Source organism: Rahnella sp. JUb53, assembly GCF_004346065.1.
GTDB lineage: Bacteria > Pseudomonadota > Gammaproteobacteria > Enterobacterales > Enterobacteriaceae > Rahnella > Rahnella variigena.
Genome location: NZ_SLYT01000004.1, coordinates 332,633 through 347,834, shown reverse-complemented (window position 1 = coordinate 347,834; position 15,202 = coordinate 332,633). Strand labels below are relative to the sequence as shown.

The following is a 15,202-nucleotide window of genomic DNA, read 5'->3' as shown; positions in this document are numbered from 1 at the left end:
TCCCGCCATAAGTTTTTAACTTAATGAGATTGAAGCGAAAATGAGTGCAACAACCGAACCCGCTCTGGCGGTGAAAGGCAACGCCCCGGACGGCGTGATGGGGCGATACCAGAATATCGTACGCCGCCGTCTGTTAATCATGCTGGTCCTGGTGCTGGCGATCGTCGTCTCGCTGGTGATTGATTTCATTATGGGGCCTTCGGGGTTGTCGCTCGGTACGCTGTGGAAAACCCTGTTTGATGCGGCGGCAGCCGATCCGGGTACGCGCGTGATTGTCTGGGATATCCGTTTGCCGTATGCGCTGATGGCGGTGGCAGTCGGCATGTCGCTCGGTCTTGCCGGTGCGGAAATGCAGACTATCCTCAACAATCCGCTCGCCAGTCCGTTCACACTCGGTGTTTCTTCTGCGGCGGCGTTTGGCGCAGCGCTGGCGATTGTGCTGGGTATCGGTATTCCGGGCATTCCCGACCAGTGGTTTATCTCTGCTAACGCCTTTATTTTTGCCTTACTGGCCGCGCTGATGCTGGATGGGATCACGCGCTGGACGCGTGTCGCCAGTTCCGGCGTAGTGCTGTTCGGTATCGCGCTGGTGTTTACTTTCAACGCACTGGTTTCTCTGATGCAGTTTATCGCCACCGAAGACACCTTGCAGGGACTGGTTTTCTGGACAATGGGCAGTCTGGCGCGTGCGTCATGGGTGAAACTGGGCGTGATGCTGCTGGCATTCCTGGTTCTGCTGCCATGGTCGATGATGAGCGCGTGGAAGCTGACGGCGCTGCGTCTGGGGGAAGATCGCGCGGTGAGTTTTGGTATCGACGTGCGCCGTTTGCGTCTCGGCACCTTGCTGCGTATCAGTATTCTTTCCGCGCTGGCAGTCGCATTTGTCGGCCCGATTGGATTTATCGGTCTTGTCGCGCCACACATCGCCCGTCTTATGTTTGGTGAAGACCACCGTTTCTACCTGCCAGCCAGTGCGCTGATTGGTGCGCTGGTGCTTTCAATGGCATCGGTGGCCTCAAAAAATCTGGTGCCGGGCGTCATTATTCCGGTGGGGATCGTCACCTCGCTGGTCGGCGTGCCGTTCTTCCTGAGTATTATTCTTCGTCACCGGGGGAACGTCTGATGTCCGCAATGCCAGAAACGCAGCCACAAGATTTACTGAATGCCGCCACGCAGGGGCTGCAAATCCGCGATTTCAACGCGGGCTATCCGAAGCGCCACGTGATCCGCCATCTCAATGTCCCGATGCTGCCGCGTGGAAAAATCACCGTGCTGCTCGGGCCAAACGGCAGCGGAAAATCGACGTTGCTGCGTTCCCTCGCCGGACTTAACCGCGCGGAAGGGCAGTTGTTTCTCGACGGGCACGATTTAATGCCTATGCCTTTTGCGCGCCGTGCGGAGCAGGTTGTTTACCTGCCACAAACGCTGCCTGCGGGTGTGCATCTGCATGTGCTGGAGTCCATCATCGTGGCGCAGCGTGCGTCTGGCGGGAAGGGCAAAGTCTCGGAAGGCACCGATAAAGTGATGACGTTGTTGCGTCAGCTGGGTATCGAGCATCTGGCGCTGAGTTATCTTGATCAGCTTTCCGGCGGTCAGAAACAGCTGGTCGGTCTGGCGCAATCTCTGATCCGCCAGCCTTCCTTACTGCTGCTCGACGAACCGCTCAGCGCGCTTGATCTTAACTATCAGTTCCACGTCATGGATCTGGTACGCAAAGAGACGCAGAAACGCAATATCGTGACCGTGGTGGTTGTGCATGACATCAATATCGCGCTGCGCCATGGCGACCGCGTGCTGATGCTTAAAGACGGTAATCTGATAGCCGATGGCGAACCGGAAGACGTGATCACCGCCGACAGTCTGGCGCGTGTTTACGGCGTCCGCGGGCGGATTGAACGCTGCTCGCAGGGGACACCGCAGATATTGATTGATGGATTAGTGGGGGACATCGGGTAAGCCACCCAAACTGGGCCCAATTTAAGGTCAACACCAACACCTTGGGTTGCCACCCAAACTGGCCCTAAGAGGCGCCTATCGCCGCGCCTCTTAGGAATCTCCGGCTCTTTCACTGCGCGCTCCGCTCGCTGGCTATGTTTCAGGTATCGCAGCGACAGGCTGGAAATCTTGCCGCTGCGCGGTGCCTTCTCTCGGTCCTGGAGCCTTCGGTCTCCAGGCCGCTCCGTTCAGCAAGCTTTCTGAATCGCCCACACGATCTTAAATTCAAAAACGAAATGGATTTATCTTTTAGATAAGTTTATTGGCGTGATCAAAAATGGCACCGAATGAACGGTTCGAGACCAGAGGCTCGAAACCTGAAATTCGGGAATCGCGCAGCGATGACATTTTGCGCCACTCATGATTGCGTCAGAACATGTCCGTCATACCCGCGACAGCGCGCAGTTAAAAAGCGCGGGAGTCCAGAGGGCGCGCGCTTACGCGTCCTCTGGGCCAGTTTGGGCGGCGAGCCCAAGGTGTTGCCCTCACTGCAAGTGAGAAATTTGTCAGCTTTCTAAAAGCTTACTTCCCATTCCACGCCTTCAGATTCTGCTCCCGCGCAGACAATTTCTGCTCAGGTGTCAGCTTGTTGTAATCCTTCGCCAGACCACTTTCCCAGTCGCCGTAAAGCGGATTTGGCAGCACGATGTATTGCGTGCCGAAGTGCTGATGGTTCTGATTCACAAAGGCACGGCGTTGTTCGTTACCCTGATGATAGGTCGCAGAACCAAAGTCATTCAGGTTGTCGCCGATGTAAATCACCACGTGATAACCCGCGGCTTTAATCGAGTCGAAACGCGCTTGTTTGTTGGACGTGTCTGAACTTAACAGCATGGTTTTTTCATTCGCGCCGGTAAAGCCCAGGCGGTTCATGTTGTCGAGCGTCGCGGCGTATTCGCTGGTTTTACGGTTAGACACGTAGAACATCGTGCCGCCATGTGTGTTGACGTAGTTAGCAAACTCCACAGCGCCAGGCACGGCGGTAGCCTGACGCGCTGCTGTCCATTGGGACCAGGTTTTGCTGTCGAATGGCTTATTCGCTTTCACCTGCCACGCACTGTACGCGCTGTTATCGAGCATCGTTTCGTCGAGATCGACGACGACGGCTTTCTTCTGTCCGGCCAGCGGCTGGGCGTTATCAAACGCCATTTTCGCCGTGTTAAAGGCCTGATAAGCCAGCGCCTGGTACTCACCGGATTGCTGGAACCAGTTCAGCGCCATCACCGACTGATCGTTCAGTTTCTGTTGGGCGTCCGTTTTTTGCTGCGCGCAGCCGCTGAGGGCCAGCATGATTAAAGCACTGGTGGTGCAAAGCGAAATTTTATTCATGGGTTATCCCTGCTTGTTAAGAAAGATTCGCATTCATCAAAATCGTTAAAACTGTAGCAGATTCAGGGGGGTGTGGAAGCCTAAATGGCGATTTACGCGAGGTGCGCCGAGAAATAACACAAATAAAAAAGGCCGGAGGGTGAGTCCGGCCGAAGAATGTCAAGACAGAGAATAATGAGGTGGTAAAGCGCCTGTTTTTAGAACTAATTATCAGAACTGATAGACCAGACCAACGGCGGTAATGTCGTCGTTGTTCAGAGCCAGTTTATTATCGTCGGACAGCTGGTTGATTTTATAATCAACATAGGCAGACATGTTTTTGTTGAAATAATAGGTTGCTGCTACGTCAACATATTTAACCAGGTCTGCATCACCGATGTTTTCAATATCTTTTGCTTTAGTCTGGACATAACCCAGTGAAGGGCGCAGGCCATTTTCGAACTGATATTGTGCAACGGCTTCGAAGGTCTGGGTTTTATTTGCAAAACCACTTCCTGCCGGTGCGCCTGCAATTCCGCCTGGTACGGTAATGGCCAGCATATTACGGGTTTCAGCATACATGGCGGCTAAATAAACGCCATTGTCGTCATATTTCATGCCGCCAGTCCATGCGTCAGCTTTATCGCCTTTGCCGTAAGCGGAATTACTCTGCGCCGTGGTGCGGTCAGAAGACGCATACGCGCCGCCGAAGCTCACGCCGGTATCACCCAGTGCGTAAGTGGTAGACAGTGAATAGCCGTCACCGTTGGCTGTGCTGCTGCCGCGACCGTCGTTTTCATTTTTACCCTGGTACTGAACGGCTACGTTCAGACCGTCAACCAGGCCGAAGAAGCCGCGGTTACGGTACGTGGCGACGCCATTGGTACGGCCCGTCATGAAGCGGTCAGCTTTGGTGTAACCGTCACCGCCAAATTCAGGGAACATATCGGTCCAGGCTTCAACGTCGTACAGTGCGCCGTAGTTACGGCCATAGTCGACGGAACCGTATTGACCGAATTTCAGACCGGCAAAGCCCAGACGGGTTTTGGTGCCGGTGGTGCTTGGCGTTTTGCTGTCAGATTCAGCATGGTTAGCCATGACGTTGTATTCCCACTGGCCGTAGCCGGTGATCAGGTCATTAATTTGGGTCTGGCCTTTAAAACCGAAACGCACGTAACTCTGGTCGCCATCACTGCCGGGAGCATCAGAGAAATAATGCAGACCTTTCACTTTTCCGTACAGGTCCAGTTTATTGCCGTCTTTATTATAAACTTCCGCTGCGTGTGCGCCTGATGCAATCAATAAACCAGGAATTAAAAGTGCCAGAATATTACGTTTCATGAATTTTACCCTGCATTCTTTATTAAAAGCTTTTCATAAAAGCTTTATATGAAGTCTTGTGGAAAGACGCTAATCATCATTTTTGCTGTGCATTCCGTATGGACTCGGATTTTTCTCAGCGAGAGTTTTTTACCGTATATTTGTGATCAATTTATGACAGTCAGAAATGAACTTTTTCTTTTTTTACACGTCCTCCTTTTTTTCTGCATAAATTTACACCACAGGAAATGCCCTTAACCAAGATTTCGGGCTGCGCCAGAAGCCGGTCTGTGGGACAATAGCCGGGACATTCCTGTCTCACTTCCAACAAAAAAAGAGATGCATGGCGCTTTCCCCCGCAGTAAAAAATCAGATAAGCCAGTGGTACAAAGCCCTGCAACAGCAAATCCCGGATTTCATTTCCCGCGCTCCGCAACGTCAGATGATTGCAGAAGTGGCGAAGGCGTTCTCGGGGGATTCTGCACGGCATCTGGCCATCGAAGCGCCGACCGGCGTCGGGAAAACGTTGTCTTATCTCATCCCCGGCATTGCTGTCAGTCGTGAAGAAGAAAAACCGCTGATTGTCAGCACGGCAAACGTGGCGTTGCAGGATCAGATTTTCAGCAAAGATTTACCGCTGCTGAAAAAAATCATTCCGGATCTGAAATTTACCGGCGCTTTTGGTCGCGGGCGTTACGTGTGTCCGCGAAATCTGGCGGCGATGAGCAATGAAAATGCGCAGGGCGATCTGGGATTATTTCTTGGTGATGAACTGGCACCTTCCAGCGGCGAAGAACAGAAACTGTGTAAAACGCTGGAAACCGCGCTGTCACGTTACGAGTGGGATGGTTTACGCGATCACTACCAGAAGACTATCGACGATCCGCTGTGGATCAAAATCAGCACAGATAAAGCCAACTGCCTCAGCCGTAACTGTCATTACTTTCGCGAATGCCCGTATTTTGTGGCGCGCAAAGAAATTGAAAGCGCAGATGTAGTAGTGACCAACCACGCGCTGGTGATGGCCGCGCTGGAGTCAGAATCCGTGCTGCCACCGGCAAAAGACCTGCTGCTGGTGCTCGACGAAGGACATCATCTGCCGGAAGTGGCCCGCGACGCGCTGGAAGTCGACGCGGAAATCACCGCGATGTGGAATAACCTGCAACTCGATAATTTTGTCCGTCAGATTGAACAATGTCTGGCGCTGTTTACGCCGAAGAATCCGCCGCCGCTGACCAATGCCGAGCGTCTGCATAATCACTGCGCCGAAATGCGCGAACTGCTGCTGTCGATTGAACAGACCGTGGGACAGTATTTACCCCCGGATGAGCCGGAAGCCGAATACCGTTTCGAACTGGGATTATTACCGCCGGAGCTGACAGAGCAGTGCAGCCGCCTGTTTAAACTCACCGATGGTCTGCGCAGTCTGGCGGAATACATGGTGAATGACCTCAGCGAGAAGACCGGCAAACACGACATTATGCGTCTGCATCGCGCGATTTTGCACATGAGCCGGATGCAGGGCTATCTCGAAACCATGAGCAAACTGTGGCGGCTGGCGGCGCTGGATAAAGCGTCCAATGCGCCGATTGGCAAATGGGTGACGCGGACTTATTTCGATAACCAGACGCATCTGGTCTTCCATTGCGCGGGGATACGCGTCAGCGAGCAGCTGGAAAAAATGCTGTGGCGCAAAGTGCCGCACGTGGTGATTACCTCTGCGACGTTGCGCTCGCTGAACAGTTTCTCCCGCTTGCAGGAAATGACCGGCCTGACGGAAAAAGCCGGCGACCTTTTCGTCAGTCTGGATTCGCCGTTCAGCCATGTCACGCAGGGTAAACTGGTGATCCCGCAAATGACGCTGGAGCCGCTGATGGCTAACGAAGCTGCGCATTTGCAGGAGATGGCCGATTTCTTCCGCGCAGAACTGGCAAAAGGACAGCACACCGGCCAGCTGGTGTTATTCGCCAGTAACCGTGCGTTGCAGCAATTCGTTTCTTTGCTGCCGGATTTACGCCTGATGCTGCTGGTGCAGGGTGATCAGCCCCGTTACCGGCTGGTCGAGGAGCACCGCAAGCGCGTCGCCGCGGGTACAACCAGCGTGCTGATCGGCCTGCAATCTTTCGCAGAAGGGCTGGATCTGAAAGGTGAATTGCTGACGCAGGTGCACATCCATAAAATTGCGTTTCCGCCGATCGACAGCCCGGTGATCCTGACCGAAGGCGAGTGGCTGAAAACGCTGAAGCGCTATCCGTTTGAAGTGCAGAGTTTACCCAGTGCGTCTTTCAACCTGATCCAGCAGGTCGGGCGTCTGATCCGCAGCCATGAATGCACTGGCGAAATCGTGATTTATGACAAGCGTCTGCTGACCAAAAGCTACGGTTCGCGCCTGCTCGCGGCATTACCGGTGTTTCCTATTGAACAGCGCGAAATGCCTGCGCCCGGTTCGGTGAAACGCCCTGATATCCTGAAAACAGCGAAGAAAGATCCGGTTCGCCGTCGCGCCCGCCGGCGATAATTTTTCCTCAAGAAAAGTCATTACACAGAGAAGGTAACGCTACGATGGATTACACCAAACTCATCAAAGAAGTGGGGCGTGGAAAGAATCATGCCCGTGATTTGGATCGTGAGCAGTCGCTTGCGTTGTACCGCGAAATTCTGGCCGGTGAAGTGCCGGATTTACAGCTGGGTGCGCTGCTGATTGCGTTTCGTATCAAAGGCGAAGCGGAAGAAGAGATGCTCGGGTTTTATGCCGCGATGGAAGAGCGCGTGATGCGTCTGCAGGCACCGGAAAATCGTCCGCTGCCGGTGGTCATTCCGACCTACAACGGCGCCCGTAAGCAGGCGAATCTGACGCCGTTGCTGGCGATGCTGCTCAGCCGTCTGGGTTTGCCGGTGGTAGTGCATGGCGTGGATGAAGATCCTACCCGTATCACCAGCGCGGAGATTTTCCGCGCATCAGGTATCGACGCTGCTCAAAACCAGCAACAGGCGCAGCAGCAGCTTGATGCCGGAAACGGCCCGGTCTTTGTGCCGGTTTCGGTCATGTGCGCGCCGATCGAAAAGCAACTGGCACTGCGCTGGCAGATGGGCGTGCGTAACAGCAGCCATACGCTGGCGAAACTCATCACACCTTTCATCGGGCAGGATGCGTTGCGTTTATCCAGCGTTTCTCATCCCGAATATATTCAGCGCGTCTCCTCATTTTTCCGCCAGATTGATGGCCGTGCATTGCTGACGCAAGGGACGGAAGGGGAAGTGTATGCCAATCCGTCACGTTTCCCGCAAACGCACTTTATCGCCGGTGGTGAACTGAGTTTGCTGGCAGAAAAAGAAGAGATTTTTGCCGCCGATGTGCTGTCGACCAAAGACGTCGACGCCACCGTGAACTACATTCAGGAATGCCTGAAGGGCGAACGCGCTGTCCCGCAGGCGATTCTGAATCAGCTGGCATGTTGTCTGGTGGCAGCAGAAGTGTGTGGCGATATGGCTGAGGCCAAAATGATTGTGGATCAGATTTTCTGATTACGTTCTGGCGAACTCGATCGCCCCCTCACCTGCGAAGGTGAGGGGTTATAAAACATCCCTTATTACTCTATAAATCCTGCGTTTAGGCCCGTCTCATCTCCCCAAAATCTCCCTTACCCTGTTCAAAAGTGTGGTTAAAGGCTAAAATAAAGGGACTACGGAATCTATTTACTGATTTCATTCGTTTTTTTTATAAAGTTTTATGGAGATTTAAATATGGAAACGTTGCCAGCTTGCCCGACGTGTCAGTCCGAATTCACCTGGCAGGACGGTGAAATGCTTAACTGTCCTGAATGTGGACATGTCTGGTCAATGAGCGGTGAAAACAGCGCGGAAGATGACGTGCTGAAAGTGGTCGATGCCAACGGTAACCTGCTGGCAGATGGCGATTCTGTCACCGTAATCAAAGACCTGAAAGTGAAAGGCAGTTCTTCAATGCTGAAAATCGGGACTAAAGTGAAGGGCATCCGTCTGGTTGAAGGCGATCACAATATCGACTGCAAAATTGACGGTTTTGGTCAGATGAAACTCAAATCCGAGTTCGTGAAGAAAAACTGATTTCCGCATAATCCTGCCTGACATTCAAAAGCGGTTTTGCCATATCGACATAACCGCTTTGCGAACATACACTCAATGTAAAATCTCTTTAACATTCAGCAGAGAAGATTACATGAAACAGGCTCAGGACTATTTTAACGCCCTCAATCGCGATTACCTCAACGTGCATCAGAACAAAGAAAACTTGTTCTGGCAAAACTACATGGGCACCGGTGATGAAAATGTCTCCGACGCTTTCTCCGCTGCCGAAACTGCTTACAAACGCTTTATCGCTGAACCTTCCCGTCCGCAGGAAATTCGTGACGCCATCGCCAGTCTGGAAAAACACAGTGCCAGCGACGAGCGTGATGCGCTGCTCCACGGTCTGCGCGGCTGGCTGAATTTCTTCGACTGTAATGTGATTGAAGATCCCAAAGCCCAGGCGCTGATGGATGAAATCATTCAGGCCGAATCCGTGCTGTTTGGTAAGCGTAAGCAGTACCGCATGACCCACATCAACAGCAAAGGCGAGCGCGTCAGTGCCTCTCTCGGCGAACTGCTGACTAACCAGGCCAATAACGAAAATGAAGCTTACCGCCGCAGTTCCCAGAATGCGTTGCGCGATCTGGAAGACTGGCTGCTGCACAACGGCTTGCCTGAACTGATCGGCCTGCGTAACCGTTTTGCCCGCCAGCTCGGTTACCGTAACTATTTCGACTATAAAGTGAATAAAACCGAGCGGATGTCGCCGGAACAGTTATTCGCTATCCTCGACCGGTTCGAAGAACGCACCCGCGAAAGCAACACGCGCAGCCTCAATGAACTGGTAGCACGCGAAGGTGATGCCGCACTGCTGCCGTGGAATATCCGTTTCGCCAGCGCCGGTGACGTCACCCGTCAGCTCGATCCTTACTTCCCGTTTGCCGATTCCCTGCGCCGCTGGATTGACAGCTTCAAACGCCTGAATATCGGTTTTAACGGCGCAGAAATGCAGCTCGATTTGCTGGTCCGCGAAGGCAAATACGAGAACGGATTTATGCACGGGCCGGTGCCGCCGTTCTATGACAACGGCAAATGGGTGCCAGCGGTGATTAACTTCACCAGTCTGGCAAAACCGGATCAGATTGGCAGCGGCGCCACGGGTCTGAATACCTTGTTCCATGAAGGAGGACATGCGGCGCATTTCGCCAATATCCGCCAGAACGCACCGTGCTTCTCACAAGAATTCCCGCCGACGTCGATGGCGTATGCTGAAACGCAGTCCATGTTCTGCGACAGCCTCCTCGATGACGCTGACTGGCTGAAGCGTTACGCGAAAAATACCGCCGGTGAGCCGGTGCCGGACGAACTGATCCGCGCCAGTATCGAGGCCCGTCAGCCGATGCGTTCGTTCAATGAGCGTCACATTCTGCTGGTGCCGTATTTCGAGTGGCAGCTTTATCAGTGGCCAGATGAAAAACGCACGCCGGAAGCCATGACTGCGCTGGCGCGTGATGTTGAAACGCATATTCTTGGTGTGACCGGCAGTCCGCGTCCGACGCTGGCAATCCCGCATCTGCTTTCCATGGAATCCGCCTGTTCTTATCAGGGCTATCTGCTGGCGATGATGGCCGTGGAACAGACCCGCGCCTTCTTCCTGAAACGCGATGGCTACCTGACCGACAATCCGGCCATCGGCCCGGATCTGGCGAAGCATTACTGGACGCCGGGTAACAGCGTCAGCCACGACGATACCTTGCGCAGCCTGACCGGCGAGGGGTTCAATCCCGATTATCTGGCGCAGGCCTGTAATCAGACGGTGGATTCGGCGTGGCAGGATGCGCAGCAGACCATTGAAATGGCATTAAAACGTGAGCAGCCCGCAGCCGATTTCGACCTGAATGTGCACATCCGCGTGGTAGATGGCGCCAGAATTTTAGCTGACAGCGCCGACGGTGATGACGCGATGTGCCAGGATTTTGCGGATTTCGTCGAGCAGAATTACAACCATAAATAGCTACGTTACAAAATAATCCCCTTAATGAAAAAGCCACCGGCGGTGTAAATCGCACGGTGGCTTTTTTTTTACAGTGAAGATCAGAACTCAGCGGGCGTCCGGGCGTATCAGGTCAAAGCGTAAATCTTCAGAAATGCCGTAGTAGGCAGAAGGGCCTCCGGCGCGTAATACCGGTTCGGCCAGCGAGGTTTGATAAATCCCGTCAATCAGCAGATGTGGCGCAATATGTACGGCAACCACTTCACCCAGCACCAGCCAGGTATCGATATCGCCACCGGCCGCCGTTTTCAGCTGAATACACTGTGTCAGTTTGCACTCAAAATTCACCGGGCTTTCCAGCACGCGATCCGCGGCAACCCGTGTTCCCGGTTGCGGCGTCAGACCTGCGAAATCAAACTCATCTGCACCGTGTTCCAGCGAGGCCGAACTTTCATTCATTTTCACCGCCAGCGGTCGGGTGGTGAGATTCCAGACGAACTCACCGGTTTCCACGATATTCGCCACGCTGTCTTTCCAGCCGCTGCTGGCAAAACCAATGATCGGCGGACGGTAATTGAAACAGTTGAAGAAACTGTAAGGCGCCAGATTGCGCTGTCCGGCGGCATTGCGGGAGGAAATCCAGCCTATCGGACGTGGACCGACAATAGCGTTTAACGGGTCATGGGGCAGGCCGTGGCCTTTGGCTGGTTCGTAATAGTAGCGTTCATCAGTGCTCATGATTTTCCTCAGCAAATAATTCATAAAGACTATGATTTGTACATTACCCGATTTAATCAGACGCTGACCGTTTTTATGTGCCCGCGTCAGCCCGGATGCATCCGGCAGGCGGCGGCGCTTTGTGGTATCTTGTGCGCCATTCATGAATATCTAACGCCCCATCGCATATTTTATGCGTCGCGCACACCTCTCGGAGAGTCACTCAGGTGGAAAAAAAGAAAGTCTTCCCTCAGGAAAAAAGCGGTCTTCACCCGCGAAATCGTCATCGCAGCCGCTATGATTTCCCGGCCCTGATTGCCAGCAGCCCGGAACTGGCACCGTTTGTTGTCGAAAATAAATGGGGCGATTTGTCCGTTGATTTCGCCAACGCTCAGGCAGTTAAAGCCCTGAATCGTGCCTTGCTGCGCGATTGCTATCAGATTGAAAACTGGGATATTCCTGCCGATTATCTGTGCCCGCCAATTCCGGGGCGTGCGGATTATATTCATCATCTGGCTGATTTACTGGCAGGCAGCAACAACGGCAAGATCCCGCAGGGCAAAGACATTTCCGTGCTGGATATCGGTGTTGGCGCGAACTGTATTTATCCGATTATCGGCCTGCGTGAATATGGCTGGCGCTTTACCGCCAGTGAGATTGATGCGGTTTCTATGGCCGCGGCCAAGAAAATTGTCGCGACCAATCCGCTGCTGACCAATCAGGTGCGTTTCCGTTTACAGGCTAAACCGCAGCGTATTCTCGACACCATTATCCGCCACGATGAGCGTTATGACGCAGTGCTGTGTAATCCGCCATTCCATGCGTCGGCGGCAGATGCGGCGTCTGGCAGTCAGCGTAAACGTCAGAACCTCGGTCTGGATCGTCGTGCCGGTACCGCAGAACTGAACTTTGGCGGCCAGCACAACGAATTGTGGTGTGAAGGCGGTGAAGAAGCGTTTGTGGTTCGCATGGCAGAAGAAAGCGCCGGTAAAGCGCAGAACTGTTTCTGGTACACGGTGCTGGTTTCTAAAAAAACGACATTGCCGTTACTGTATGACGCGCTGAGTGAAGAGGGTGCGACGGATGTCCGCACTGTCGAAATGGTTCACGGTAACAAGATCAGCCGTTTCGTGGCCTGGACATTCCTCACGCCTTCACAGCAAAAAAGCTGGGCAATCAAACGCTGGTCAGTTTGATCACGATGTGAACTGCCCTGATTTCAGCCTGTTCATCTGACGGTGAACAGGCTGAAAAAAATACTCCCGCGCCCCCCTTTCTTTTTCAGTGGAATAAATTATGCTTAATTCACTATAAGAAAGTTGATTAATTAACAGAGTAATGATTTTGCGCGTGACTTTATTTTTCACCGCGTAATGTTTTGACTGCCCGAGCAATCTTCCTGCCACCCACCCAGGGGTCAGACTATTTTTCGCTATTTATTAGTGACCTTACTAATAACCTGCGGGAATTAGCACGTGTTTATTTCAATTAATTGCGATCGCGCATTAATTCACGTTATCAGCCACAGGGTGTCTGTCCTATGCAATTATTTTCTCATCAGTTTAGTACGGCATGGCGTGATAAATTCGCTGCTATTCAGCAGGCAGTTCCGATGATCGCTTTCACGCCAGAAGGCGTGGTGCTTGAGGTCAACGATCTGTTTCTGAGCAGCATGGGGTACAACAGGAATGAGGTGATGGGGCAGCCACACCGGATTTTTTGTACGCCGGAGTTTGTTGCCAGCGATGCGTATCGTTTGCACTGGGAAGCATTGCGGCAGGGAAAATCGGTCAGCGGAAATATTAAACGCGTCCAGAAAAACGGAAGCATAATCTGGCTGGAAGCAACGTACATACCTGTCAAAAATAAACAAGGCAAAGTCACTGAGATAATTAAAATTGCCAGTGATGTCTCCGAAAGAATTAATGAATCTCACGAACACCAGGGAATTCTTCAGGCGCTGGAACGCTCAATGGCGCTGATTACCTTTACTCCCGACGGTCATGTAATTTCTGCAAACAATAACTTCCTGAAAGTCATGGGTTATTCTCTGCAACAAATTAAGGGTCATCCCCATTCGATGTTTTGTCTTGCGCAATACCGCGATTCACACGATTACCGCAACCACTGGCAACGTCTCAGAAACGGCGAGTTTATTCTCGGGCGCTTCGAGCGTATGAATGGCCGGGGTCAGGCAATCTGGCTGGAGGCGAGTTATAACCCGGTGATCGACGACGACGGCAAAGTGATAAAAATTGTCAAAATCGCCCAGGACATTACCAGTCAGATGGCACAGCAGCGCCAGCAGGAAAGCATGATGACGCATGTGCATGAGCTTTCCCTGACCACGGATAAAACGGCGGCTGAAGGTGTGACCATCGTGCAGAAAGCGGTGGAAGATATGCAGGAAGTGGAAGCGCTGGCGCGCCGTACTTCAGAGATTATCGGGCAACTGGGGCAGACCTCCGAACGCATTGGCGAAATGGTGGATACCATCCGCCGGATTTCATCCCAGACCAATCTGCTGGCCATCAACGCGACGATTGAAGCGGCACATGCCGGAGAACAGGGCAGGGGATTCGCGGTGGTCGCCGGAGAAGTCCGCTCACTGGCCGATCAGTCCCGCAAAGCCGCCGTCGAAATTGACCAGCTTACACAAAGCATCCGCGATGGCGTGATGGCGGCGATTGATGGCATGGGGAATTGCGTCAACCGCGCCGGTGGTGGCGTGGCGCTGAGCCGCAATGCGGGTGATGTGATCAATCAGGTGAACCTGGGGATGCAGGATCTGGTGCGAATGATGGCGGAGTTTTCCGTTATCACGGGGGAGCAGGGGCAGACGAGGCATTAGTGGCAGGGGGGCGCTGCAACGGGGCGGCCAATGGATAAGGGAATTTCACTCGCCGTGAGGGCTGGAGCGAGAAAATTTCGGTTTTTTCACTCACCGTGAAAGTTGGATTGAGTAAATTTCGGTTTCTCAAGTGCGGTGATCACTCAACGCGCTGCGCCGAAACCGCCCAAGAGAGGGAAGTGCTTTCCCTCTCTTGGATCTCTCCCCGCTTTTTTACTCCGCGCTATCGCTGGCTGGCTATGTTCCAGTTATCACAGCGACAGGCGCGAAATCTTGCCGCTTCGCGGTGCCTTCTCTCGGTCTTCGAGCCACAGGTCTCGAAGCCGCTCCGTTCAGCAAGTTTTCTGAAAGCGCCCTTGGGCAAAGAACCTGTCTCTGATGTAACTCCATGTAACGACTTAAATTTACTCTGAATCAAGTTCTCAACTTCATGATTTCGCAATTGGCACGCGGTAAGTCATTACGGTATGATCACTTCGCTGCGGCTCATCCGCAGTTGGGAGTTGCGGCCCAGATTACTGGAGGTAAGGAACGTTCAACGAGATCGTTTCGTCACTTTGTTCTCTGGCATGGAGGTATCCAATGAAAACCTATACCGACTGGCATCAGGCTGACATTATTGCCGCACTGCGTAAGCAAGGAACAACGCTTGCCGCCGTTTCACGCGCAGCGGGTTTGTCCTCTTCGACTCTTTCCAATGCATTGTCACGTTCGTGGCCGAAAGGCGAAATGCTGATTGCTTCTGCACTCAATATTGCACCAGCACAAATTTGGCCGAGTCGTTATTTCGATGCAAAAGGTCAACTCATCAGTAAGTCATTAAGAAATAGCCATGATAAATCAAGAGACTAGTTTTTGAATTTGTCGAATGGCGCGCTCAAAAATGGCAATCCACATCTCTAAAAGATGGAAAACAGTCTTCTTTTGAATTTAAGATCGTGCGGGCGATTCAGAAATCTTGCTGAACGGAG

12 protein-coding genes are annotated in these 15,202 nt (G+C 52.8%); 9 read left to right on the top strand and 3 right to left on the bottom strand.

What is annotated here, in order from left to right; translation table 11 throughout:
• Positions 1–40 precede the first annotated feature (40 nt).
• Positions 41–1,123, top strand: coding sequence for an iron ABC transporter permease (locus tag EC840_RS12130; protein ID WP_112287858.1), 1,083 nt, complete (start codon positions 41–43; stop codon positions 1,121–1,123).
• Positions 1,123–1,956: an ABC transporter ATP-binding protein gene (locus EC840_RS12125; RefSeq protein WP_113877479.1), complete on the top strand. Its 834-nt coding sequence runs from the start codon at positions 1,123–1,125 to the stop codon at positions 1,954–1,956. The genes EC840_RS12130 and EC840_RS12125 overlap by 1 nt, the downstream gene beginning before the upstream one ends.
• Before the next feature lie 561 nt (positions 1,957–2,517).
• On the opposite strand, the gene EC840_RS12120 is transcribed toward EC840_RS12125, so the two are convergent.
• Both EC840_RS12120 and EC840_RS12115 read right to left on the bottom strand, forming a co-directional pair.
• A complete protein-coding gene (locus EC840_RS12120; RefSeq protein ID WP_132965526.1) occupies positions 2,518–3,324 on the bottom strand; it encodes a 5'-nucleotidase, lipoprotein e(P4) family in 807 nt (268 codons plus the stop codon).
• A gap of 210 nt (positions 3,325–3,534) precedes the next feature.
• The gene (locus tag EC840_RS12115; protein WP_113877481.1) at positions 3,535–4,644 is read right to left on the bottom strand and encodes a porin; all 1,110 of its coding nucleotides are present in this window, start codon (positions 4,642–4,644) and stop codon (positions 3,535–3,537) included.
• Positions 4,645–4,966: 322 nt separating this feature from the next.
• On the opposite strand from EC840_RS12115, the gene dinG reads away from it, so the two are divergent.
• The 4 genes from dinG (at position 4,967) to EC840_RS12095 (ending at position 10,684) form a co-directional block, all read left to right on the top strand.
• Positions 4,967–7,141 (top strand): ATP-dependent DNA helicase DinG, encoded by a 2,175-nt coding sequence (dinG, locus tag EC840_RS12110; protein WP_112287760.1) that lies wholly within the window; start codon positions 4,967–4,969, stop codon positions 7,139–7,141.
• A gap of 44 nt (positions 7,142–7,185) precedes the next feature.
• Positions 7,186–8,148, top strand: a complete 963-nt coding sequence (ybiB, locus tag EC840_RS12105; RefSeq protein WP_132965524.1) for a DNA-binding protein YbiB — start codon at positions 7,186–7,188, stop codon at positions 8,146–8,148.
• Positions 8,149–8,367: 219 nt separating this feature from the next.
• Positions 8,368–8,709, top strand: a complete 342-nt coding sequence (locus EC840_RS12100; protein ID WP_112287762.1) for a zinc ribbon domain-containing protein YjdM — start codon at positions 8,368–8,370, stop codon at positions 8,707–8,709.
• Positions 8,710–8,821: 112 nt separating this feature from the next.
• Positions 8,822–10,684, top strand: coding sequence for a M3 family metallopeptidase (locus EC840_RS12095; protein ID WP_132965522.1), 1,863 nt, complete (start codon positions 8,822–8,824; stop codon positions 10,682–10,684).
• 87 nt (positions 10,685–10,771) lie between these two features.
• Here EC840_RS12095 and EC840_RS12090 read toward each other — a convergent pair whose 3' ends face one another.
• Positions 10,772–11,401, bottom strand: coding sequence for a flavin reductase family protein (locus EC840_RS12090; RefSeq protein ID WP_132965520.1), 630 nt, complete (start codon positions 11,399–11,401; stop codon positions 10,772–10,774).
• A gap of 206 nt (positions 11,402–11,607) precedes the next feature.
• Between EC840_RS12090 and rlmF the strand changes: the two genes are divergently transcribed.
• From rlmF to EC840_RS12075, 3 genes are all read left to right on the top strand, one after another.
• Entirely contained in the window at positions 11,608–12,576 is a 969-nt protein-coding gene (rlmF, locus tag EC840_RS12085; protein ID WP_112287765.1) for a 23S rRNA (adenine(1618)-N(6))-methyltransferase RlmF, read from the top strand.
• 344 nt (positions 12,577–12,920) lie between these two features.
• On the top strand, positions 12,921–14,231 hold the full coding sequence (locus tag EC840_RS12080; RefSeq protein ID WP_113877485.1) for a PAS domain-containing methyl-accepting chemotaxis protein: 1,311 nt from the start codon (positions 12,921–12,923) through the stop codon (positions 14,229–14,231).
• Positions 14,232–14,813: 582 nt separating this feature from the next.
• Entirely contained in the window at positions 14,814–15,083 is a 270-nt protein-coding gene (locus EC840_RS12075) for a helix-turn-helix transcriptional regulator (RefSeq protein WP_132965518.1), read from the top strand.
• Positions 15,084–15,202 lie beyond the last annotated feature (119 nt).

What these genes read in the sequence shown, in the direction of transcription:
- EC840_RS12130 (WP_112287858.1), top strand. Translation starts at nt 41, where the DNA reads ATGAGTGCAACAACCGAACCCGCTCTGGCGGTGAAAGGCAACGCCCCG.
- EC840_RS12125 (WP_113877479.1), top strand. Translation starts at nt 1,123, where the DNA reads ATGTCCGCAATGCCAGAAACGCAGCCACAAGATTTACTGAATGCCGCC.
- EC840_RS12120 (WP_132965526.1), bottom strand. Translation starts at nt 3,324, where the DNA reads ATGAATAAAATTTCGCTTTGCACCACCAGTGCTTTAATCATGCTGGCC.
- EC840_RS12115 (WP_113877481.1), bottom strand. Translation starts at nt 4,644, where the DNA reads ATGAAACGTAATATTCTGGCACTTTTAATTCCTGGTTTATTGATTGCA.
- dinG (WP_112287760.1), top strand. Translation starts at nt 4,967, where the DNA reads ATGGCGCTTTCCCCCGCAGTAAAAAATCAGATAAGCCAGTGGTACAAA.
- ybiB (WP_132965524.1), top strand. Translation starts at nt 7,186, where the DNA reads ATGGATTACACCAAACTCATCAAAGAAGTGGGGCGTGGAAAGAATCAT.
- EC840_RS12100 (WP_112287762.1), top strand. Translation starts at nt 8,368, where the DNA reads ATGGAAACGTTGCCAGCTTGCCCGACGTGTCAGTCCGAATTCACCTGG.
- EC840_RS12095 (WP_132965522.1), top strand. Translation starts at nt 8,822, where the DNA reads ATGAAACAGGCTCAGGACTATTTTAACGCCCTCAATCGCGATTACCTC.
- EC840_RS12090 (WP_132965520.1), bottom strand. Translation starts at nt 11,401, where the DNA reads ATGAGCACTGATGAACGCTACTATTACGAACCAGCCAAAGGCCACGGC.
- EC840_RS12080 (WP_113877485.1), top strand. Translation starts at nt 12,921, where the DNA reads ATGCAATTATTTTCTCATCAGTTTAGTACGGCATGGCGTGATAAATTC.
- EC840_RS12075 (WP_132965518.1), top strand. Translation starts at nt 14,814, where the DNA reads ATGAAAACCTATACCGACTGGCATCAGGCTGACATTATTGCCGCACTG.